This window comes from Mesorhizobium sp. LjNodule214 (assembly GCF_964252735.1).
Taxonomy (GTDB): domain Bacteria; phylum Pseudomonadota; class Alphaproteobacteria; order Rhizobiales; family Rhizobiaceae; genus Mesorhizobium.
Genome location: NZ_CAXUPE020000001.1, coordinates 2,056,874 through 2,078,273, shown reverse-complemented (window position 1 = coordinate 2,078,273; position 21,400 = coordinate 2,056,874). Strand labels below are relative to the sequence as shown.

The following is a 21,400-nucleotide window of genomic DNA, read 5'->3' as shown; positions in this document are numbered from 1 at the left end:
GATTTTGATCGAGCGTACCAGTCTTACCCTTCAGATCAACATTCACAGCACCATTGGGTGCAAGGAGGGTAGAATGCTTCAGCTCGCTGGCAAGAACATCGTGGTGATCGGCGGCAGCCGTGGTGTGGGCGTCGGGTCGTGGAAGCGAAATGATACCAACTCAGCTTGCGGATCTGGCCGCTAGCGAGGCCGATTTGGCGATCCGTTACGGGGGAGGCACCTGGAAGGGAGCGGAGGCGCATTTTTTAATGCCCGAGCACCTTACGCCGGTGATTAGTCCAGAGCTGATGAGCCGAGAGACCGCTTTCAGGAAGAGTACTGCCGATTGGGACGTGTGGGCCGCGTCTGTTGGCTTGGACATGTCGAGCGCCACGACTGTACAGCTGACTGACTACAACATCGCAATCCAGGCCGCCCTGGATGGTCAGCGCGTAGCGATGGGACGCATGGTGTTGGTCAAAGACTATCTCCGAACCGGGCGTCTGATCCGGCCGTTTCGCATGAAGTAACGTCCGATAGGATCGGATACTGGGTATTGATGCCTGTCCGAGGCTCATCAGCCGGAGCGATCGCCTTTTCAGAATGGCTTATGACCGAGACGGGGCGCGATACCTGAGCGCCATCCAATCTCGGCCAAATAATGTTGCAAGATCTGAACAGTCGCGCACTTCCACCGTACGGCGAGTGGTGACCGCAGCGTCGATTCCGTAGAGGTCGACGGCTTCCGTGGCGTTCCAGCGCGCAGACGATAGGGACATGTGCCCTAAATCTGATCGCGAAGCGTGTCGGCAATCATTGCATCGAGGCTCTGCGCCTTAACGCCAAGGATAGCCTCGGAATCGGAGGAATCAACGAGTAACGGGCTTTGGAACAGATAGCTCATCTCCACGAGTTCATGCATGCCGAATGCTTCCATCTGGGCGTGCGAGTAAGTGCTGACGTCGGGAAGCTCCTTGCCGAGCATCGCCGCAGTCCTCCGCATGAGTTCCCGAGGCGAGATGTGCTGCGACGGAACGTGGAATGCGCGCCCCCATTCCCCGCTATACGAGGAGGCGGCCACGAGAGTTCTGGCTACGTCCTTCGTGAACGCCCAGGCATGATTTGCGTCGAGATCACCCAGGAACGTAACGGGTTTCGACTCGATCAGCGAAGGTAGTGCAAGAAGCGAGAAGTAAGTGACCGCGCCGTATCCTAGATAGTCGCTAGACCGGATCTCTATGGCCGGGACGCTAGCGCGCAGGGCTCGCTGCCACATGATAGTTCGGACCGATCCCTTACGCGAGGTCGGATCGAGAGGCTGATCGAAGCGAAGCGGACCCGTGGCATTCGCGCCGTACCCATAAACATTGCCAAGGACGATGAGTTTTGCGCCGACGATTTCCGCTGCGCGCGTGACTCCGTCCATGATCGGGAAAAAGTCGGTTGGCCAACGATGATAGGGGGCCATGGCGCACATGAAAATCGCCTCGGCGCCCTGACTAATCCGGGCAAGCGCTGCCGCATCCGTGGCGTCCGCCTGGACCGTGCGCACGTCCTTCAGATCAGTCGGGCCGACGCTGCGGCTTGTAAGAACAACATTATGCCCGTCTTCCCCAAGGAGACGAGCCGTTTCAACGCCCACTGGGCCGGCGCCCACAACAACATAGGTACTCATATCAATCCTTTCGACGGCTGCGATACCGTTCAGTTTGCGAGGCATCGCATTGAAAATCGCGCGGCAATCGCCAAATCTTCAGCATGTTCCGCTAAACGTTGAGGCTCCCATGCATGAGCAGTCTGCTGCGCCCGAGGCCAAAGCCGTTACAATCGCGCCATTGCAGATTGAGGCCGGCAGCTTTCAGCTGCCTCAAGCAAATCGGCACCGCGTCCTCATCCACGTCAGCGCAGCGACGCGGTCCTATTGCGGCCAAGTTGGAAGACATTTTGTACGGCGGGCCGGCGATATCGACTTGGTACCAGCAGGCGAAGAGGGAGGGTTTGAAGCGGAGACTCAGTTCAAGACCCTGGAGCTTAGCCTCTCCCCCGCTTTGATTGAAAACGTCGCGACTGAACTGGGATCTGGAAGCTTCGGACGGCTTGAAACGCGCCATCTTCTTCGTGACGAACGGATTGAGCACCTCGCTCGCGCGCTCGAAAATGATTTCCGGGTGGGTTCGCCGAGTGGAGCGTTGTTCGCCGACAGCATCGGCATTGCGCTAGCAGTTCGCTTGCTGGAACTTGAGGAAAAGGAGCCCGAGAGAACGAGCCGTTTGTCTGATCTCCAACTGAAGCGTGTGCTGGACTTCATTGAAGCCCAAATTCAAACGCCGCTTTCCTTGGACACGCTGAGCAAGGTCGCGGGCGTTAGCAATTCACATCTTAGGACCTGGTTCAAGGCTGCGACAGGACTAACAGTTCATCGCTATGTGCTTCGTCGTCGGATCGAGAAGGCGCGACTATTGTTGCTGGCTAGCGACTTTAGCATCAGTGAGGTTGCGCATCTGACGGGCTTTGCCCATAAGTCCCATCTTGCTCATTGGATGCGCCGCGAAATCGGGGAAACACCTCGCGGTTTGAAGCGCACGCGATCCTGAGCGATTGCAAATCGAGGTCGCCTGACGCCGAATTCGCGTCCAACACAGACCTTCAGAGGCCGTCCGGCTTCTCTTTCACATCAGTAGAAAGTAGCGGCCGCATGAAGGTTCGTTCGTACCGGATTACGCAACCGCTGTTGTCTCGAATGCGATCGGCTTTGACGAACTCCTCATTCTTTCCGAACAGGCGGCTAGGCTCTCAAAGGTGAATAGTGCCAGCGCCCGATCGCTCGCGCCTTCGGATGGCAAGAAATAGCCATGGTGTATGCCACCATATTTGTTGACCAGGTATATCCATGCTCTCGCGAACTTCTCGAAAGCCTGAAGCTGCCCCGTATCAACCTCATAGTGGACGACACAAGTTATCATGGCAGTTTCCTTGGGCGGGTGGAGTCTCTATCAATTGGCCTCATTACCGGGTGCGCCAAACCGTACCCTTCGTATGTTCTCGTATTGGGTAGCGAACCTGGTAAGAGCTCCAAATGAGCACTCCTCTGAATTCCTAATCTGTAGGTCACAGGTTCGATTTTTGTCTGTATCACCAACGATTTCAAAGACTTAGATTGGAAACTGCTGTACTTTTTTGCGAACTAACCACGGCAATTAGTACGGCGAATTTCGTAGACCTACAGACTCTGGGCACACATGTTGCAAGAACGAAGCGGAGCAATCCGTTGCGAAGCGAGGCGCTACGATGCTCAAATCGAGCCAGCTCACGGGTGTTCCTAATCACTTTGCCTAGTCTTGGATCTAGCCAGCGCGCGCGCCCGTTGTCTGGTCGGCGCTATCGCGCAACCATTCGAAGAAATTGACCTGGATGGTTAGTTGTGTGATCGCGCCGGGGTAGCCTCGATTTCTGAGGCATAGCGAAGATTGCTATAGCTCACCATTCATGACATCATGAGTTATAGAAAGGTGGTCTATAACTCATGGTATGGAATTGGGAGCAGGCTGACTGGCCGCATTTTACCTACGATAAGAAGGCATTGGAACCGCTGGAAAGTGAGTTCCTGTTGCGATCGGGCGAGTTCCTGGGCGTCTTTCGTCATGTCGGTTCCGAAGATCGCGATCAGATCCGCATCGATCTTATCAGCGAAGAGGCCTTGAAGACATCCGCGATTGAAGGGGAATACCTCAACCGCGAGAGCCTGCAATCATCCCTGCGCCAGCAACTTGGTCTGGGCGGCGAGGCTAAGCGCATTCCGCCTGCCGAGCGCGGCATCGCTGAAATGATGGTCTATGTGTACTTGCATTTTGCCGATGCCCTCTCGCATCGCACTCTCTACGCCTGGCACAAGATGGTGATGTCGGGCGAGCGGCGTATTGGGACCATCGGCAACTATCGCCAGCATGCAGATGCCATGCAAATCGTTTCCAATCGGCTGGATAAGCCCAAAGTGCATTTCGAAGCGCCACCTTCAGCGCGGGTGAAAACCGAAATGGACGCCTTCGCCGCTTGGTTCAATGATACCTCACCCAAAGGCAAGACGCCGCTGCCTGCGTTGACGCGTGCCGGTCTCGCGCACCTTTATTTCGAGAGCATTCACCCGTTCGAGGATGGCAACGGTCGCATAGGGCGTGCCCTTTGCGAAAAGGCGCTGGCGCAAAACCTGGGTGAACCGAGCCTCATCGCGTTGGCGTACACGATCGAACGCCACCGCAAGGCCTATTACGACGGCCTGGAGGCTAGCAACAAGAGCAATGCGGTTACGGATTGGCTGCTCTACTTCGCCAACACGATCCTTGAAGCGCAGCGCGTAACGCTTGCCCGTGTCGAATTCTCCGTCGCCAAGGCCAAGTTCTACGAACGCTACCGCGGCCAGTTCAACGAGCGTCAGGAAAAGGTCATCGCCCGGATGTTCCGCGAAGGCATCGACGGCTTCAAGGGAGGGCTCAGCGCCGAGAACTACATCGCCATCACACAGGCGTCACGCGCAACAGCGACAAGGGACTTGCAGGATCTGGTTGCCAAAGGTGCGCTAACAAAAGCCGGGGAGCGTAGGCACACGCGCTACTCACTCCAAGTTTCGGATTCTGCTAGATAGGTCTCCTGCTCCCTATCCACGATCTCGTACGAAACGCCGCGTGCGGTCGGTCACACCACAGGCTGCCCTTGCCGTCGGGGATGATGCTGTTGATGTCGATGAAGGAGCGGGGCGGATCTTTTCCGTCGCGCCAAGCATTCCACTCGTTGCCCGGAAACGGTCTGAAACTGCCGTCAGGAAACACTTCCACGACGCCCGGCGTCGAAGGTCCAAACCGTGCCGGCATGCTGGCGAACAGGCGCCCCTCGCGGGTGCATACGACACCGTTCCAGAGGTGTTCACGCGACTCGGCAACGTCGATCAGTTCGGTTCGCAAGATGATGCCCCCTCTCGCCTTTTGCGGGTTGCAGAGATGGAAGACACTCCACAGGCCGGGACCGATTGCCGGGAAGGCGCCCCAAAAGGCTTGTAACCCAGGCGCCGGCCGCCAAGACGGCACCTCGGTCAGTGCCGTTCGGAGCATCCCGCTTTATGGCGATGCGAAGAGGTCCTGGAGAGCGGTAATCGGCTTCAGCGCACAATAGCGCACGTCAGCACGAAGGGCAGCGGCTCGACGAAGCGCCTAGCCTAGTCCACCCGCGGACTATCTTCTCAACGTCAAAGGTGCAGGTGTCGCCGCTCTCAGGCGGCCTCAGAGATGGCACCATAGGACAGCAGATCGCCTTGCCAGTTGCTGCGTTTGAGGAACTGCTCCCAAGTCAATGCATGCGGATCGATTTTACGGCTCCAAGTCAAGTCGCGCTCGGGAGCGAAATAGCCATATTCGACGGCGTATTCGTTCATGCCCACCAACTCGCGCACGAAAGGCTCGTTGGCAGCAAACATCGGAAAGTGGCGCAACAGGTCTTCGCGCGAGTACGCGGAGGCGTATCGCGCCCGCTGCCCGGTGACGCGCACAAACGTGTTCACCATTTCCTGCGGCGAGATAAGCTCGCCGATAACCGGCAGGGCTTTGCCAGCGTATTGCGCCGGGTGATCGAACATCTCGCGCACCGCCGGCCCGGCCGCGGTGAGCGGATCACAGAAGGGCATGGGGACGTCCGGCGGCAAGTATATGGCGAACGTTGTGCCGTCCTTCCCGCGTTGCGGCACGTAGTATTCCAGGAAGTTGGTGTAGAAAAACGCCAGGTACACGAACGAGCTACGAATGGGCAGGCTGCGAATGTAGTCCTCTACCCTCGCCTTGTCCGTGAAGTGCGGCGCCCACTTGGTGCCGCCAGTGCGCGTTCTGACGTTTTCGAGCGAGCTGAAAACCACATGTTCGACGCCAGCGGCCACCGCCGCATCGGCCAACTCCTTGCCGAGGGCAAACTCGGGTTCCTCTGGCTCCACCGTGACAATGTTCGGCGTCATCAAGTACGCACCGGCCGAGCCTTTCAGGGCCTCGGTTAGCTCGGCCTGCCTGCCGATTTCAAGGGGGGCCACCACGACTTCGGCACCCTTTCGCGCCAAGGCTTGCGCGGGCTGGCTATCGAGGCGCCGAGTCAGGGCGCGTACCCGGTAGCGCCCACTATCGAGCAGGGCATCGGCGACACTGCGGCCTTGCTTACTCGAGGCACCGACAATAGTGATCAAAGGCTTATCGGCTTGGGTCATGCTATTTCTCCTAGTCTTGAGGGCGTAGACTGTTTCCGATCGTTCCCCATCAGAGCCCGCTAAAGCAGTCAGCGCGACGAGGTCTGACCTAGACCACGAAGTCTCGGTCGCTCCGAGCTACAATTGAAATCGCGAAAATGTTCGGCTACTATCCATTTCATGGATAGCAAGCGTCTCGATCTCAATCTGCTGGTCACACTGGAAACGTTGCTGGTGGAGCAGAACGTGTCGAAAGCGGCTGCCCGCCTGCACCTGAGTCAACCGGCGGTCAGTGCCCAGTTGAGTCGTCTGAGGGATGTGTTCGATGACCCACTGTTAATTCCCGCACAACGAGGGATGACTCCGACTGCCAAGGCAATTGAACTGCTCGACCCGTTGCGCCAAGCCCTCGACCAGGTTCGTGCCACCCTCACCACGCACAGGAACTTCGATCCTGCAAAGGCCAAGCTGACCGTCGCTGTCGCGTGTACGGACTACTTGCAGGCGGCGGTGGTCAAGACGCTGGTCGTCGCACTCAGGACGAGGGCGCCCGGGGTGCGTGTAGCGCTGCGCAATCTGGACATGCAGCAATTGGAAGCACAGATGGCGCGCGGCGATATCGACCTAGCACTGATGACTCCGCAAGTCGCACCGCCCAGTCTTCGCACCCGGCATCTGTTCGACGAGCGCTATGTGCTCATCGGCCGCCGGAATCATCCGCGACTACGCGACGGGATCACCGTCGAGGAATTTGGTCAGCTGGAGCATGTGATCGTGTCCCTTGTCGGAGGCGGCTTTGTCACTCCGGTGGACAACGCTCTGGCTGCCCTCGGACAAAGTCGCAACGTAGTGCTTTCCACGGCTTCATTCCTGTTCGTTCCCGAGATCGTGTCTCAGTCGGACTTCGTGGCCTTGGTCCCCGAACGGCTGGTGCGCGACCGTGCCGACAAGCTCAAGGTGATTGACTCCCCGTTCCTCGTGGAGGGGTTTGCTGTAGGAATGGTGTGGCACGAGCGTAGTCACGGACACAGCGGCCAACGCTGGATCAGAGAGGCTATCATCTCACTGATCAACGCTTAGATCATCAAACAGGAAACAGCTGACGGTGGAGTTTGCGCGAAGAGCGTAGCGAGGATTTGGCGTTAGTTCCAACGCACGTGTCTGCTCACCCACTGCTCGCTCCGTAAGGAACGAAGTCTCTGCGTTTTTCGTCGATCACAAGAGACCGGCCAATGGCAGGGAAAGCCCGCTGCGGGCAGTTCTCGCGCTCACAGACCTTGCAGCCGAGACCGATCGGTGTCGTCGCTTCCGGGTTCGCCAGTCAGCAGCAATGCCACGCGGCGCCGGTTGCGAGGTGACGCCCCAAGTAGCGCCGATAGTGTTCGGCGTGGCTCTCGCTGGTATCCTTGGCTGCTGCTTCGCCGGCCACAATGTACCCCTTTCGGAGTAGGTGCCGGCCCTCGACTCAAACGCGAGTCACGGCCAATACTTCATGCCCGTAGCTTAAGCAGAGCGGGGGCTCGCACACATGTATGCTGATATCATCTCGGGAATAGCTGTTACTTCGATAGTCGTCGGAATCGCCGGTCAAGCCGTCCTACTTTGGATCGCATTGCGCGGCCTCAGTTGGACGCCGGCGGCAGATATCCCGACCATCCGAAGCGGCATTGCAGCGCGAAGGCGATTGGCCTGACGGCCACGCTGTCGCTCCCGGCCAAGCGGGTTTAGGGCGCTGTAAACTCAATCTTCATGTTCAGCTTGGAGGGCGCTGGGAGTCGCATGAGATGAAGGTCGCGGGAGCACTCGGGCGGCCCCGGGATGGTCATGCGCCCAGTTTCCATCACATAGCCTCGGTCGGCGATGCCCAACGCGGCACACGCGTTCTGCTCTACCAGAAGCACCATGATGCCCAGCGTCTTCGAATTGCGGATCACATCCATGATTTGCGCGACCAGGATTGGTGCCAGCCCCATGCTCGGCTCGTCGAGCAAAAGGCCGGCAGGCCGCGCCATCAGCGCGCGGGCAATCGCCATTTGGACCGAAGTCGGAATGCCTGCCCCCGGCGGCTAATAAACAACGCCAAGTACCCGGCGCAAACGGTCTGGCTCGGAACGATGACGGCTTGCACCGCAACATCAGTTTCTTCAAGGTAGGGCAACAACGGACATAGATGTCGTTGCTCGCCGCGGCGTTCGACGGCGCGCCCAAGCAGTCTCGCAAAGTACCGTCACCGCTCGCTGTCAGAGCGAAAATGACAGAGCTTGCCGCCGCTATTCAGCCGCCTCGGCATAGTGTGCCGGCACATAGTTGAGAATGGGTCCGAGCCAGCGCTCGACCTCAGCCAGCGGCATCGCCTTGCGGCGCGCATAATCCTCGACCTGGTCGCGTTCGACCTTGGCGACGCCGAAATAATAACTTTCGGGATGCGCGAGATAAATCCCCGACACCGACGAGCCCGGCCACATTGCATAGCTTTCGGTCAGGCTGACCCCGGCATTGCGTTCGCCGTCGAGCAGCCGGAACAGCGTCGCCTTCTCGGTGTGGTCGGGCTGTGCGGGATAGCCGGGCGCCGGGCGGATGCCGCGATAGGGCTCGCCGATCAGCTCTTCGGGCGCTAGGTTCTCATCGGCTGCGTAACCCCAGAACTCCTTGCGCACCTTCTCGTGCATGCGCTCGGCGAAGGCCTCGGCGAAACGGTCGGCCAGCGCCTTGACCATGATCGACGAATAGTCGTCATTGGCCCGCTCGAACCGTTCGGCGATCGCCACCTCCTCGATGCCGGCGGTGACGATGAAGCCGCCGATATAGTCCGGCTTGCCGCTGTCCGACGGGGCGACGAAATCCGACAGCGCGACATTGGCCTTGCCGTCGCGCTTGGTCAGTTGCTGGCGCAAGGTGAAGAAGGTCGCCAATTCCTGCGATCGCGCTTCGTCCGTAAACAGCCTGATATCGTCGCCGACGGCATTGGCCGGCCAGAAGCCGATGACGCCGCGTGGCGCGAACCATTTCTCGGCGATGATCTTTTTCAGCATCGCCTGCGCATCCTCGAACAGTTGGCGCGCCGCTGGTCCCTGCGCCTCGTCTTCGAGAATCTTGGGATAACGCCCCTTCAGCTCCCAGGTCTGGAAGAACGGCGTCCAGTCGATGTAGCGCGCGAGTTCCGCAAGATCCCAGTTTTCGAAGACCTTGACGCCGGTGAAAGACGGCTTCGGCGGTTGGTAGGCAGACCAGTCGATCCGATGCGCGTTGGCCCTCGCCTTGGCCAACGGCAGCCGCTGCTTGTCGGCTTCGGAGCGGGCATGCGCGTCGGCGACCTTCTTGTACTCGACCCGCACGGCGTCGACATAGCCGGCCTTGGTTTCGTTCGACAGCAGGGACGAGACCACGCCGACCGCCCGGCTGGCGTCGTTGACATAGACCGTCTGGCCCTTGGTATAGCGCGGATGGATCTTCACCGCCGTATGCACGCGGCTGGTCGTTGCGCCGCCGATCAACAGCGGAATGTCGAAGCCTTCGCGCTCCATCTCGGCGGCCATGTGCGCCATCTCGTCGAGCGACGGCGTGATCAGGCCGGACAGGCCGATGATGTCGACCTTCCGTTCGCGCGCCGTCTGCAGGATTTTTGCCGCCGGCACCATGACGCCGAGATCGATGATCTCGTAATTGTTGCAGGCCAGAACCACGCCGACGATGTTCTTGCCGATGTCGTGGACATCGCCCTTCACCGTCGCCATCAGGATCTTGCCGGCCGTCTGGCGTTCGCCATTGTCGATGCCGTTGGCGGCGTTCGCCACCTTCTCGGCTTCCATGTGCGGCAGCAATCCGGCCACCGCCTGCTTCATCACGCGCGCGGACTTCACCACTTGCGGCAGGAACATCTTTCCCGCGCCGAACAGGTCGCCGACGACGTTCATGCCGGCCATCAGCGGGCCTTCGATGACATGCAGCGGGCGCTCGGCCGCCAGCCGCGCTTCCTCGGTATCGGCGTCGATGAATTCGGTGATGCCGTTGACCAGCGCGTGGCTGATCCGCTGTTCGACCGGCAATTCGCGCCAGGCGAGATCGCGCTCCCTGGCCTCCTGGCCGGCCGTGTCCTTGAAGCGTTCGGCGATCTCCAGCATGCGTTCGGTGGCAGTCCCGCCCGCCTTGGGCACGCGGTTGAGCACGACATCCTCGCAGGCCTCGCGAAGTTCCGGCTCGATCGTGTCGTAGACCGCAAGCTGGCCGGCATTGACGATGCCCATGTCCATGCCGCGCTGGATGGCATGGTAGAGGAACACGGCATGCATGGCCTCGCGCACCGGTTCGTTGCCGCGGAACGAGAAGGACAGGTTCGACACGCCGCCTGAGATATGAACATGCGGCAGCGTCGCGGTGATCTCACCCGTCGCCTCGATGAAGTCGACGCCGTAATTGTCGTGCTCCTCGATGCCGGTGGCGATGGCAAAGACATTGGGGTCGAAGACGATGTCCTCCGGCGGAAAGCCGGCCTGTTCGGTCAGGAGCTTGTAGGCGCGGGTGCAGATCTCGACCTTGCGCGCCTTGGTGTCGGCCTGGCCGTCCTCGTCGAAGGCCATGACGACCACCGCCGCGCCATAGGCCCGAACGAGCCTCGCATGATGCAGGAACGCCTCTTCGCCCTCCTTCATCGAAATGGAGTTGACCAGCGGCTTGCCCTGCACGCATTTCAGGCCGGCCTCGATGATCTCCCATTTCGAACTGTCGACCATCACCGGAACACGCGCGATGTCCGGCTCGGCGGCGATGAGGTTGAGATATTCGACCATCGCCTTCTTCGAATCGATCAACCCCTCGTCCATGTTGATGTCGATGATCTGGGCGCCGTTGGCGACCTGGTCGCGGGCCACGTCGAGCGCGGCAACATAGTCGCCCGCCGTGATCAGTTTTCGGAACTTGGCCGACCCCGTGACATTGGTGCGCTCGCCGACATTGACGAAGGGGATCTCGTCGGTCAGCGTGAACGGCTCCAGCCCGGAAAGGCGCATCTTCGGCTCGATGTCCGGAATGGCGCGCGGCGGATATTTCCGCACCGCCTCGGCTATCGCCCGGATGTGATCCGGCGTCGAACCGCAGCAGCCGCCGACGACATTGACCAGCCCCTCGCGGGCGAAATCCTCGATCTGCGCGGCCATGAATTCCGGGCTCTCGTCATAGCGGCCGAATTCATTGGGCAGGCCGGCATTCGGATAGGCGCAGGTGAAGGTGTTGGCGACGCCTGATATTTCGGCCAGATGCGCGCGCATGGCCCTGGCGCCGAGCGCGCAATTGAGGCCGATGGTGAAGGGGCTGGCGTGGCGCACCGAATGCCAGAAGGCGGTCGGCGTTTGGCCCGACAGCGTGCGGCCGGACAGGTCGGTGATGGTGCCGGAGATCATCACCGGCAGGTGCACGCCCTTCTCGATGAATATCTCGTTGCAGGCGAAGATCGCCGCCTTGGCGTTCAGCGTGTCGAAGATGGTCTCGATCAGGATGATGTCGGCGCCGCCGTCGATCAGCCCGCGCAACTGCTCGCCATAGGCGAGGCGCAGGTCGTCGAAGGTCACAGCGCGGTAGCCGGGATTGTTCACGTCGGGCGACATCGAGGCGGTGCGGTTGGTCGGCCCGAGCGCGCCGGCGACGAAACGGCGCCTGCCGTCCTCCTGCTCGGCACGAACAGCGGCGCGGCGCACCAGTCGCGCGCCATCGCGGTTCAATGCGTAGACCGCATCCTCCATGCCGTAGTCGGCCTGGGCGATCGAGGTCGAGGAGAAGGTGTTGGTTTCAAGGATATCCGCGCCGGCGATGGCGTACTGATAGTGGATCTCCTCGATCGCCCCGGGCTGCGTCAGGATCAGCAGATCGTTGTTGCCCTGCTGGTGGCAGGCACAGCCGGCGAAGGCCTCACCCCTGAAATGGTCCTCGTCAAACCCTAGGCCCTGGATCTGCGTGCCCATGGCGCCGTCAAGGATGAGGATGCGTTCGTGCGCCGCTGCGGTCAGCGCAGCAAGCACTTCCGAACCGTCGGGCTTTGCCGCGGCGGGGCCGAACAGGTCATCCAGCGATGAGGAACTTTGCGACATTTTTCATCCTCAAGACGACAGTCGCACTCAAGTCACATAAAGACATCTTTATGTCAACATACGCCCTCTAACTCTGTTTGTCACGCTTGTTCCCCACGCATCGGTTTCGCCGGCCTGAGGCTGGTGACGCCGCTGGCCCGCAGCATCCATCTGCGCTTCCGTCGCTGTGGATTTATGATGCCGTCATGCGCCACGCACTGCGGTCTTCGTCCAGTTGCCGCAGCTGTTAGCCCCGCGCCTGTGATTTGAGCAGGCCAGGGTCGGTGAGTGTGTACATTGCAGATCCCGATCAGCCTACGTGCTTGCTCGGCGGACGACGGCATTCAGAAGCACGTTGACACCAGGGACGGTGTATTCGAGTTCGATGTGCTCCGCCTCGTTGTGGGTGATCCCATTCCTGCAGGGAGTGAAAATCATGGCTGCAGGGGCGACTTTTTAGACATGGTAGGCATCATGCCCTGCGGCACTCAGCACAGCACGATCTACGAAATGGAGCAGCGGGGCGAATTTCCGCGACGCTTCGCCTTGACCCCAAGATGCGTGGTTTGGGATCTGGGCGAAGTTCAAGCATGGCTCGCGGCCCGCCGCTCAAAACCAATTCTCCGCGCCCCCAAACCGGACGTGAAGCAGCGCCGATCCCGGCCGGTCAAAGAGCCGGATCAAGCCCCAAGATCGGCATCGACTGCGGGATGAGCGTCGGCACGTACTTCTTGCCATCCACCCAGGCATCAATGATGTCCGACCATTCCTGCATCATGTGCCGACGCTGCACCTCGTATTCGGCCTTGTTGTAGACGCCACGCGACGAGCGTCCGTCCTCGTGGGCCAGGCACCTTTCAATCCAATCGCTGTTGAAGCCAAGTTCATTCAACAGCGTCGAGCCGGTTCGCCGCAGGTCATGAACCGTGAACGGCTCAAGGAGCAGCCCCTCGGACTTTGCGCGTTCGACGACGGCGTAAATGACCCGGTTGAAGGTGGCGCGCGACATCGGGGCATCCGCATCGTAACGCGATGGAAGAAGGTATCTGGAATTTCCCGCGCAGGTCTTCAGGGCGATCATGATGTCGAGCGCCTGGCGCGATAGGTAGACGTTGTGCGCCTTGGAACGCTTCATCCGTTCCTTCGGGATAGTCCAGACCGCATTCTCGAAGTCGACCTCGTCCCACACCGCGTCTTGCAGCTCGCTCTTGCGCACCATCGTAAGCAGATAAAGCCGCATTCCCAAACGGATCGTGGGAAGTGTGGCAAAATGCTCAAGCTGCTTCAGCATCACTCGAATTTCCGAGGGCGAAAGCGAGCGGTCCTTTGGAACGAACGTAGCAATCGATGCGGGCCCAACTTCATCAGCCGAATTTGCCACCTTCTCTCCGTGGAGGATGGCAAAGCCGTAAATCTGCTTCAGGATGTCTCGTACGTGGATAGCGGTCGCTGGAGCACCACTTTTAACGATGGCGCCGCAGTGCGCTCTTAGATCATCCGGCGTGATTTCCGTCAGAAAGACGATTGCGCCAGACCGGAAGAAGCTCCCGCTCGAATATGGAGCGCCGCATGGCGCGCGTGCTGTCGGCCATCGGCGCGGTAGTGAGCCACTTCTGCCCGAACTCGCCAAAACTCGTCGCCTCTTTCAGGCGGCGCTTGTCGCGCTGCTTCTCGATCGCCGGCGATCGTCCCTCGCCAATAACGACGAGGGTAGGAATGCGGATGGTGCTCAAGTCTTGCCGCGCCTGCAGTCCATAGGCCTTGATCGCCTTCAGTTGCGCGCCGAACGCGCTCAGCGAAATCGCCTTGTCCCGGTTGTTGTTGCGCTCTTTCAGCCGATCCAGAAATGCGTTTGCGGCACGGCGGCCATTCGGCGTCGTTGTGAAGAAGAGATAGTATTTCGCATCCCGAAAGGTCAGCGCTCCCTTGATCATGTCCACGATCGTCAACGGCGTCACCTTGTCTATGCCTTCGCCGCCTGCCGGCCCCGTGCCGGCCAGGATGAGTTTACGCACAAGTGTGGGCTCGGTCAGTACAATCTCCTGCGCCACGAAGCCGCCGAGTGAAAAGCCGAAGAGATCGACTTCTTCGAACCCCAGCGCCCGGATAAAGGCGACGGCATCCCGCGCCATCGCGGAGATGTTTGACGGCGTCTTGCCACCCGAAGCACCGATGCCGCGATTGTCGAAGGCAATCACCCGCCGGGTCGCGGCGAGACCATCGACGATACGGGGATCAAAGTTATCCAGCTGAGCGGCCAAATGGTTGAGCAGGATCACAGGCACACCGGTCCTGGGTCCGAGTTCCCTGTAGACAAATGCCGTGCCGCCGACATCGACAGAGCGCGTTGGCGCGTCCTGGAACGATACCCGTGAATGGGGCGACTGGTTGGATGTATGGGGCATGTTTAACACCTCCGTGCTGTGGTGTCTGACCAATTGTGTTGTGGTTGCCAGTCTCATCTGCGTGAACTCCTTAGCCTGGTTCAGACCGGTAGGCGGAACTGCTTGCGCAAGGTCTTGTCAAACATTTGTGCGGGGGCGAAGCGGCGCAGCAGGCTGACCTGGCGCGCTGCCTTGCCAGCGGTATAGCGCCGTCGCGGACGGGCATCGGTCGCCGCCTTGACGACCACATCGGCCACCACTTCCGGCCGATCGGCTTTGGGCATCACATCGGCAAGCAGCGCCTTGAGCCCGGCTCGCGCCTGATCGTATTCCTTCAAGAGAGAATCCGGCTCGATGCCGTTCTGGTCGAAGACGGTGCGGACGAACGCCGGCTCGATGACCGAGACGCGAACGTTGAAGGCACGAACCTCGTGATCGAGCGATTCCGAATAGCCCTCGAGCGCGTGCTTGACCGCCGAGTAGTGAGCTGAGTATGGCGCGGGTGCCAATCCCAGAATCGAGCCGATGTTGACGATGCGCCCTTGGCCACGCCGCCGCATCGACGGCAACACCGCATTGGTCATGCGCATGACGCCGAACAGATTGACGTCGAACAGGGACTGCACCTGTGCGACCGAGGATTCCTCGGCGCCACCAAGCAGGCCGACACCGGCATTGTTGACCAGCAGGTCGATCCTGCCGGTCTGCGCCAGCACGGTCGAAACGAGGGTGTTGACGGAGTCACCATCCGTCACGTCGCATGTCAGCATGGACACCTGCGTTGGATTGCTGCCGGCCTTGCTGCGACTGGTCCCGAAGACGGTAAATCCTGCCCGGGCCAGGGCCTCGGCGCTGGCACGGCCGATGCCCGAGGAGGCTCCGGTCACAATCGCGGTTCTTCCCGAAAAGGCACTCATTTGATACTCCAGAGATATGAGGGCTAGCTTTTTGCCATTGGTTGAATTACGATCATAATATCACATTACGCTCATAATGCAATAGCAAAGAGGAATAGCAGCCATGCGCTACGAAAAGGGCCGAAAGGACGCATCACGCGATCGGATCGTGGAGGTCGCCGCGGAACGCTTTCGGAATGACGGCATAGCTGCGTCAGGGCTCGCAAAAATCATGAGCGACGCCGGGCTGACGAACGGAGCCTTCTATCCGCATTTCCAATCCAAGAAGGCACTTGTCCGCGAAGCGGTGGCGGCGGCACTGGAGGATCAGTCAGACCAGATTGGGCAAGCATTGGCCTCCGGCGGTCTGACAATGGCCATAGACACCTATCTGGCGGCTGCGCACCGAGACAGTCCCGGGAAGGGCTGCGCATCTGCCGCCTTGTTGCCAGAAATCGCACGTGAACCAGCCGAATCCCGTCAACTCTATACCGAGCGCTTGCTGGCTCTGGTGCGCCAGGTGTCGGCGGATCTGCCGCCGTCGACCAGGGATCCGGAGGGCGTTGCGTTCGCCATCTTTGCAACCCTCATCGGCGCGCTTCAGCTGGCACGCGCGGTGGCAGGGACGGAATTGTCGGATCGCATCCTTGCGGCAGGAGCAAATGCCGCAAAGGCGCTGATCCAGTCGGCTTAAGACGAGGTGGCCGCCTGAGGGCCGTATCTGCGGAACGGAAAAGGCTCGGCATCATTGGCGAACTGCACTGTCAAGGTCGCCCAGGATCAAACCGAGATAGTTGTCAGGGCAATACGGATGTCTGCTTTTCCCTTTTTGAGTATCTAACTCAGTCCGACTTCTTCCGGTCCGACTATTCGCCAGGGTCGAACTCACCTTTGAACAAGACTGTCGCGACCGGCCCAAGCGGATTTGCGATCCGGCTTTCCAGAACCTCGATGAGTTTGTGTCCGACATCTGCCATGTCGACGGAATGAACGTCGATCTTGGCCGGAAGAAAGCGTGCCAGACGCGTGTTGTCGCGGGTGACGATGTGGACGTCACGGCCCGGCTCAAGACCCCGCCTGCCGAGAGCGTGTAATGCTCCCAGAAGGCCCAGTTCGTTGGCACATGCCAATCCCGTCGGCGGATCTGACGACGCCAGCAGGCGATCGAACCAGGCAGCACTCGATTCCATCGTGAACGTGCCGTGACCGATCAGCGACTGGTCGATAGGAATACCGGCCTCGGACATCGCCCTTCCATAGCCCGCAAGACGCATTGCGCTCGCCTGATCCTTCGCCACGAGAAGCTGCAGCGCAATGCGTCGACAGCCTTTGTCCATGAGCCGTCGGGTCGCATCGTAGGCAATCTGCTCATTGTCGATATCGACATAGGGATACGCGATGTCCAGGTCGGTTCTTCCAAACGCCACGAACGGGATGCGCTGATCCAGCAGCAGCTTGACGCGCGGATCACCCGAGACCATGCGCGTGATGATCAGGCCGTCCGCGCTGCGCGCCTCAAGCAGGCGTTGCACGCTTTCGACGGGATCGTCATCGGGCGTGGTCGAATAGATGGATAGGCTATAACCCGCTTGCCGCGCCGCCAGCGTCATGCCTTCGATCAAGGGAAGCTTTGCCAGATCGGACAGGTAGTCGCTCGTCTCCATCGGCAGCACTGCCGTCAGCGTCAGGGTTCGTCCGGTTTTCAGCGCGCGCCCATGATGATTTGGGATATAGCCGACCCGCTTCGCTGCCTCCTTGACGCGGGCTATGGTCGAGGGCTGCACTTCCGGCCCATCCTTCAGAGCGCGGGACACCGTGGTCACCGAAAGGGAAAGTTCCGCCGCGATCTGTTTTAGATTGGCCATATCGCCCGACTTCATTTGCGAAAGCGCCGGCTGATTTTGCTGGGCGTCGTAACGTTACCGGATTCGACCAGAGGGTCAAATCCAAGCCCACCGAACCTGAACGGACCCGCCCGGCACCAGCTTGACTCCGGGGTGTTTTTCGGCAATCGTAACGTTACGATTAACAAAAAAGCCTATCTTATCGGCATTTTGATGAATCCGGAGGAGGAGAAATTATGTCCTGGTTGCTACGCATTTCCCTGGCAGCTATCGCAGTCTCGGCTGCCTTGCCCGTCTATGCCCAAACCGTCACCATCACGACCGCGGGCGGCGACTATGGTAACGCCATAAAGGAGGCCATGTGGGCCCCCGCTGCAAAAGAGCTTGGCTATGATGTCCGGGAGGAGACACAGAGCGACGGCCTGGCCGCACTGAAGATGCAGGTCACCTCGGGTGCAGTCACCACCGACATTATCCACCTGGGCTCACCGGAAGGCGCGCAGGCGGCCGCACAGTCGCTGCTGGAGCCGCTCGACTACAAAATCATCGATGCCAACTCCGTGCCGGCCGGCGCAAAGTCCGACTACTGCTATCCGTTCGACTCCTATGGCACCGTCATGTCGTGGAATACCAAGACCTATGGCGAGAATCCGCCGAAGACCTGGGCCGAGTTCTGGGATGTTGCCAAATTCCCGGGCCGTCGCGCCCTGCGCGCCAATGCGCAGGACCTGATCGAGATCGCGCTGCTCTCCGATGGCGTGGCGCCGGCCGACGTGTATACCGTGCTCAGCACGCCGGAAGGTCTGGAGCGTGCTATCAAGCGGCTTGAAGCGATCAAATCGAATGTCTCGGTCTGGTGGACCTCGGGAGCGCAGTCCGCGCAGTTGCTGAAAGACGGCGAGGCGGATCTGGTCGTTACCTGGAATGGTCGGGCGCAGACCGCGAAAGCCGATGGCGGCACGGTTGACTACACGTTCAAGGGTTCCGTCATCGGCACGGACTGTCTTGCGGTGCCGAAGGGGGCGCCGAACAAGGAAGCAGCCATGAAGCTCATCGCGGCGATGACGCAGCCCGCGCGCGTGGCGAAGCTGACCGACTTCATAGCCTATGGCCCGGTCAATCCTGCCGGCTATGAGGGTGGCCTTATTCCCGAGGACCGTCTGAAGACCCTGGCGACCGCGCCTGAAAATGCCGGCACTTCGGTGTTTTCGAATGCCGACTGGTGGGTCAAGAATGGCGAGACCGCCCAAAAGGCCTTCGATGAAATGATGAACCGCTGAGTCTCGAATTCATCAGCTCCAAGGCTGAAGCACATGATGAAGTCGCTCCCGATCACCATCGACAGCGTGCGCAAGACCTATGGTTCTTACGTCGCGCTGGACGATGTCTCGCTCGACATTCGGGCCGGCGAATTCCTCACGCTGCTGGGGCCGTCCGGGTCGGGCAAGACCACGCTGCTCATGGCTCTGGCCGGGTTTGTCCGGCCCGATTCCGGTAAACTCCTGTTGGGTGATCGCGACATTACCCGACTGGCCCCCAACAAGCGGGACATCGGCATAGTGTTCCAGAACTACGCCCTGTTTCCCCACATGAACGTTCTGGCAAATGTCGAGTATCCGTTGGCGCTGCGCAAGGTGCCGAAAGCGGAGGCCCGCCAGCGGGCGCTTGACACCTTGGCTCGCGTGAAGCTGGAAGGTCTGTCGGAGCGCAACATTGCCGCATTGTCCGGCGGCCAGCGCCAGCGGGTGGCGCTGGCGCGGGCGATCGTCTTCGAACCACGCGTGATGCTGATGGACGAGCCTTTGTCGGCGCTCGACAAGAATCTGCGCGAAACCATGCAGTACGAGATCCGGCGTCTGCACGATGATCTGGGGATCACCACAATCTATGTGACGCATGACCAGCGCGAAGCACTGATTATGTCAGACCGGGTTGCGGTGATGAATTCCGGCTGCATTCAGCAGATCGACACGCCACAGCGGATTTATGATCGTCCATCGACCCGCTTCGTCGCGGAGTTCATGGGGGAGGCCAACATTGTGGCCCCGGGCTCGGTGCGCAGGATAGACGGCGCCGATGCGTCAAGCGAAGCTTTGATGATCCGCGCGGAAAGCTTCCATCTTGATGCGAAGCTCGTGGGGCGAGACGGGGTGGCGCTTGAGGGAACGCTGCGCGCCAAGGCGTTTCGCGGCGAGAACTGGCTTTTGACGCTGTCGCTTGACGGCGGGCAGGAGATTCTTGTCTGCATTCCGGCGGCGCTGGCCAGTGGCTGCGCCGAGCTTGTCACCGGTCAGCGGGTGACCGCGTATGCACCAGCAGCGAAAGTTCACGCGATACCCGGAGCGAGAGCGTGACAGTCCTTGCCGATCCTGCGCTGGCGGCAGACGCTGGACGCGAGCGGCGGTTCTTCCTCTCGCTTTCACTGCCTGCGCTTTTCATCGTCGGACTGGCGGCGATACTGCCCATCCTCTGGATCATCCGGCAATCCTTCCTGACCACCGGGGGCGAATACACCGTCGGCAATTACGAGAAGGTGCTGTCGAGTGGACTGACATGGTCGGCGCTCGTCACAACCCTTGAGCTGTCCCTGGGCACGCTGGCGATCTGCATTCTACTCGGCACACCCCTGGCGCTCGCCCTGGCCAGCGCCAGACCAAGGGTAGCCAATTTGCTGATGGCCTTCGTCATGCTGCCGTTGTGGACCTCCATTCTGGTGCGCACCTATGGCTGGCTCGTGCTCTTGCGGCGCGATGGCCTGATCAACGCGGCTTTGACCGGCTCAGGCCTGACAGCCGAGCCATTGCCGCTGGTCTACAACTTCACGGGAACACTCATCGGCATGGTTCACTACATGCTGCCGCTCTTTCTGCTGCCCGTTTATGCGGCGATGCGCGATATCGACGCAAACCTCGTCCGCGCGTCGGCGAGCATGGGCGCCACTCTCGGACAAACGATCCGCACGGTCATTCTGCCACTTTCGGCCGGCGGCATCTTCTCGGGCTCGATCATCGTCTTCATCTACACCATAGGGTTCTTCATCACGCCGGCGGTGCTTGGCGGCGGCAAGGTAAATCCCCTCTCCATCCGGATCGAGCGCACGCTGTCGACATTTCAGGATTGGGGGTCGGCGAGCGTCCTGGGTATTCTGCTCCTCATCTTGATGGCGTTGATGGGTGTGATGTTCCTGGCTGCACGGCGGCTGATTGCCGGGCGCAAAGTCGGTACAGCCCATGCTTGAAGCCTATCCAGACAACAGGCTGGCCCGCATCCTCCTGTGGAGTTTCTGCGCGCTCGTAATGGCGTTCCTGATGCTGCCGACGCTCGTCGTCGTTCCGCTCTCCTTTTCGGCGTCGAATCTCCTCGAGTTCCCACCGCGCGCATACTCGTTGCGCTGGTACGAGGCTTTCTTCGGCTCGGCGACATGGATGGCCGCACTCAGGACGAGCCTGATCCTTGGGACATTGACGGCGATGATCGCAGTGCCCCTGGGGCTGCTGGCCTGCATCTCGATGAACAGGCTCGGCGGAAAGGCCGCCGTAGCCATTCAAGGCATTCTGCTCACCCCGTCCATCGTGCCGGGCATCCTGCTCGCGATCGGTCTCTTCTTTGTTCTGGCGGCGCAACGTCTGGTCGGGACGCTGTTCGGCGTCCTGGTCGGACATGTGGTGCTGGCCATCCCGGTCGCGTGCATTGTGTTGTTGCCCGCTCTGGCCCGCTTTGACTGGAACCAGGTTCAGGCGGCGCGCAGCCTCGGCGCAAACTGGGCGAGAGCCATTGGCGGAATAATTGTCCCGCAACTTCAGATCAGTCTGTTGTCGGCCACGCTGATGGCCTTCCTGACCTCGCTCGACGAGTCTGTGATTTCGATCTTCGTCGCCAGCGGTCAAAACAGCACGCTGCCGAAGCTCATGTTCCTGTCGCTACGCGATCAGATCGATCCGACCATTGCGGCGATCTCCACATTGTGGACCGCCATCGTCCTGGTCGCCGTCCTGATCGTGACCCTTCGCCAAAAATCCTGACA

General features: G+C 60.2%; 18 protein-coding genes and 3 pseudogenes. 10 read left to right on the top strand and 11 right to left on the bottom strand.

Annotation, left to right across the window (positions count from 1 at the left end):
- The first annotated feature begins 149 nt into the window (after positions 1 to 149).
- On the top strand, positions 150 to 509 hold the full coding sequence (locus tag ACSQ3Z_RS09860) for a LysR substrate-binding domain-containing protein (protein ID WP_436171089.1): 360 nt from the start codon (positions 150 to 152) through the stop codon (positions 507 to 509).
- 254 nt (positions 510 to 763) lie between these two features.
- Here ACSQ3Z_RS09860 and ACSQ3Z_RS09855 read toward each other — a convergent pair whose 3' ends face one another.
- The gene (locus ACSQ3Z_RS09855) at positions 764 to 1,654 is read right to left on the bottom strand and encodes an NAD-dependent epimerase/dehydratase family protein (protein ID WP_436171088.1); all 891 of its coding nucleotides are present in this window, start codon (positions 1,652 to 1,654) and stop codon (positions 764 to 766) included.
- 109 nt (positions 1,655 to 1,763) lie between these two features.
- Between ACSQ3Z_RS09855 and ACSQ3Z_RS09850 the strand changes: the two genes are divergently transcribed.
- Positions 1,764 to 2,573 (top strand): helix-turn-helix domain-containing protein, encoded by an 810-nt coding sequence (locus tag ACSQ3Z_RS09850; protein WP_436171087.1) that lies wholly within the window; start codon positions 1,764 to 1,766, stop codon positions 2,571 to 2,573.
- A 52-nt stretch (positions 2,574 to 2,625) separates the two neighbouring features.
- Here ACSQ3Z_RS09850 and ACSQ3Z_RS09845 read toward each other — a convergent pair.
- Positions 2,626 to 2,942, bottom strand: a pseudogene (locus tag ACSQ3Z_RS09845) (NIPSNAP family protein).
- Positions 2,943 to 3,502: 560 nt separating this feature from the next.
- Here ACSQ3Z_RS09845 and ACSQ3Z_RS09840 point away from each other — a divergent pair.
- Positions 3,503 to 4,618 carry a Fic family protein gene (locus tag ACSQ3Z_RS09840; protein WP_436171086.1) on the top strand — a complete coding sequence of 372 codons (1,116 nt, stop codon included), beginning with the start codon at positions 3,503 to 3,505 and terminating at the stop codon, positions 4,616 to 4,618.
- Here ACSQ3Z_RS09840 and ACSQ3Z_RS09835 read toward each other — a convergent pair.
- Both ACSQ3Z_RS09835 and ACSQ3Z_RS09830 read right to left on the bottom strand, forming a co-directional pair.
- Positions 4,611 to 4,934: a hypothetical protein gene (locus tag ACSQ3Z_RS09835; RefSeq protein WP_436171085.1), complete on the bottom strand. Its 324-nt coding sequence runs from the start codon at positions 4,932 to 4,934 to the stop codon at positions 4,611 to 4,613. The genes ACSQ3Z_RS09840 and ACSQ3Z_RS09835 overlap by 8 nt on opposite strands.
- A gap of 305 nt (positions 4,935 to 5,239) precedes the next feature.
- On the bottom strand, positions 5,240 to 6,214 hold the full coding sequence (locus tag ACSQ3Z_RS09830) for an NmrA/HSCARG family protein (RefSeq protein WP_436171084.1): 975 nt from the start codon (positions 6,212 to 6,214) through the stop codon (positions 5,240 to 5,242).
- Between the two features lie 159 nt (positions 6,215 to 6,373).
- Between ACSQ3Z_RS09830 and ACSQ3Z_RS09825 the strand changes: the two genes are divergently transcribed.
- Positions 6,374 to 7,273, top strand: a complete 900-nt coding sequence (locus tag ACSQ3Z_RS09825) for a LysR family transcriptional regulator (RefSeq protein WP_436171083.1) — start codon at positions 6,374 to 6,376, stop codon at positions 7,271 to 7,273.
- A gap of 85 nt (positions 7,274 to 7,358) precedes the next feature.
- Here the strand turns inward: ACSQ3Z_RS09825 and ACSQ3Z_RS09820 are convergent, their stop codons facing one another.
- From ACSQ3Z_RS09820 to metH, 3 genes and pseudogenes are all read right to left on the bottom strand, one after another.
- The gene (locus ACSQ3Z_RS09820; protein WP_436171885.1) at positions 7,359 to 7,514 is read right to left on the bottom strand and encodes a short-chain fatty acyl-CoA regulator family protein; all 156 of its coding nucleotides are present in this window, start codon (positions 7,512 to 7,514) and stop codon (positions 7,359 to 7,361) included.
- A gap of 403 nt (positions 7,515 to 7,917) precedes the next feature.
- Positions 7,918 to 8,226 (bottom strand): annotated as a pseudogene (locus ACSQ3Z_RS09815) (hypothetical protein); the annotation flags it as partial.
- 237 nt (positions 8,227 to 8,463) lie between these two features.
- The gene (metH, locus tag ACSQ3Z_RS09810; protein WP_436171082.1) at positions 8,464 to 12,273 is read right to left on the bottom strand and encodes a methionine synthase; all 3,810 of its coding nucleotides are present in this window, start codon (positions 12,271 to 12,273) and stop codon (positions 8,464 to 8,466) included.
- 474 nt (positions 12,274 to 12,747) lie between these two features.
- Here metH and ACSQ3Z_RS09805 point away from each other — a divergent pair.
- A pseudogene (locus tag ACSQ3Z_RS09805) lies at positions 12,748 to 12,966 on the top strand (helix-turn-helix transcriptional regulator); the annotation flags it as partial.
- Here ACSQ3Z_RS09805 and ACSQ3Z_RS09800 read toward each other — a convergent pair.
- The 3 genes from ACSQ3Z_RS09800 to ACSQ3Z_RS09790 form a co-directional block, all read right to left on the bottom strand.
- Complete coding sequence (locus tag ACSQ3Z_RS09800) at positions 12,920 to 13,543, bottom strand: tyrosine-type recombinase/integrase (protein ID WP_436171081.1); 624 nt, start codon at positions 13,541 to 13,543, stop codon at positions 12,920 to 12,922. The pseudogene ACSQ3Z_RS09805 and the gene ACSQ3Z_RS09800 overlap by 47 nt on opposite strands.
- Positions 13,544 to 13,745: 202 nt before the next feature.
- Positions 13,746 to 14,657, bottom strand: coding sequence for an alpha/beta fold hydrolase (locus ACSQ3Z_RS09795; RefSeq protein WP_436171884.1), 912 nt, complete (start codon positions 14,655 to 14,657; stop codon positions 13,746 to 13,748).
- Positions 14,658 to 14,737: 80 nt separating this feature from the next.
- Entirely contained in the window at positions 14,738 to 15,553 is an 816-nt protein-coding gene (locus tag ACSQ3Z_RS09790; protein WP_436171080.1) for an oxidoreductase, read from the bottom strand.
- Between the two features lie 103 nt (positions 15,554 to 15,656).
- On the opposite strand from ACSQ3Z_RS09790, the gene ACSQ3Z_RS09785 reads away from it, so the two are divergent.
- Positions 15,657 to 16,226: a TetR/AcrR family transcriptional regulator gene (locus ACSQ3Z_RS09785; protein ID WP_436171079.1), complete on the top strand. Its 570-nt coding sequence runs from the start codon at positions 15,657 to 15,659 to the stop codon at positions 16,224 to 16,226.
- A 172-nt stretch (positions 16,227 to 16,398) separates the two neighbouring features.
- Here ACSQ3Z_RS09785 and ACSQ3Z_RS09780 read toward each other — a convergent pair whose 3' ends face one another.
- A complete protein-coding gene (locus ACSQ3Z_RS09780) occupies positions 16,399 to 17,412 on the bottom strand; it encodes a LacI family DNA-binding transcriptional regulator (protein WP_436171078.1) in 1,014 nt (337 codons plus the stop codon).
- A 200-nt stretch (positions 17,413 to 17,612) separates the two neighbouring features.
- Here ACSQ3Z_RS09780 and ACSQ3Z_RS09775 point away from each other — a divergent pair, with 200 nt between their 5' ends.
- From ACSQ3Z_RS09775 to ACSQ3Z_RS09760, 4 genes are read left to right on the top strand one after another with little or no spacing between them, the layout of a single operon-like run.
- The gene (locus ACSQ3Z_RS09775) at positions 17,613 to 18,656 is read left to right on the top strand and encodes an ABC transporter substrate-binding protein (RefSeq protein ID WP_436171077.1); all 1,044 of its coding nucleotides are present in this window, start codon (positions 17,613 to 17,615) and stop codon (positions 18,654 to 18,656) included.
- 36 nt (positions 18,657 to 18,692) lie between these two features.
- Entirely contained in the window at positions 18,693 to 19,730 is a 1,038-nt protein-coding gene (locus tag ACSQ3Z_RS09770) for an ABC transporter ATP-binding protein (RefSeq protein ID WP_436171883.1), read from the top strand.
- Positions 19,727 to 20,614: an ABC transporter permease gene (locus ACSQ3Z_RS09765; protein ID WP_436171076.1), complete on the top strand. Its 888-nt coding sequence runs from the start codon at positions 19,727 to 19,729 to the stop codon at positions 20,612 to 20,614. The genes ACSQ3Z_RS09770 and ACSQ3Z_RS09765 overlap by 4 nt, the downstream gene beginning before the upstream one ends.
- Positions 20,607 to 21,398 carry an ABC transporter permease gene (locus tag ACSQ3Z_RS09760; protein WP_436171075.1) on the top strand — a complete coding sequence of 264 codons (792 nt, stop codon included), beginning with the start codon at positions 20,607 to 20,609 and terminating at the stop codon, positions 21,396 to 21,398. Before ACSQ3Z_RS09765 ends, ACSQ3Z_RS09760 begins: the two co-directional genes overlap by 8 nt.
- Positions 21,399 to 21,400 lie beyond the last annotated feature (2 nt).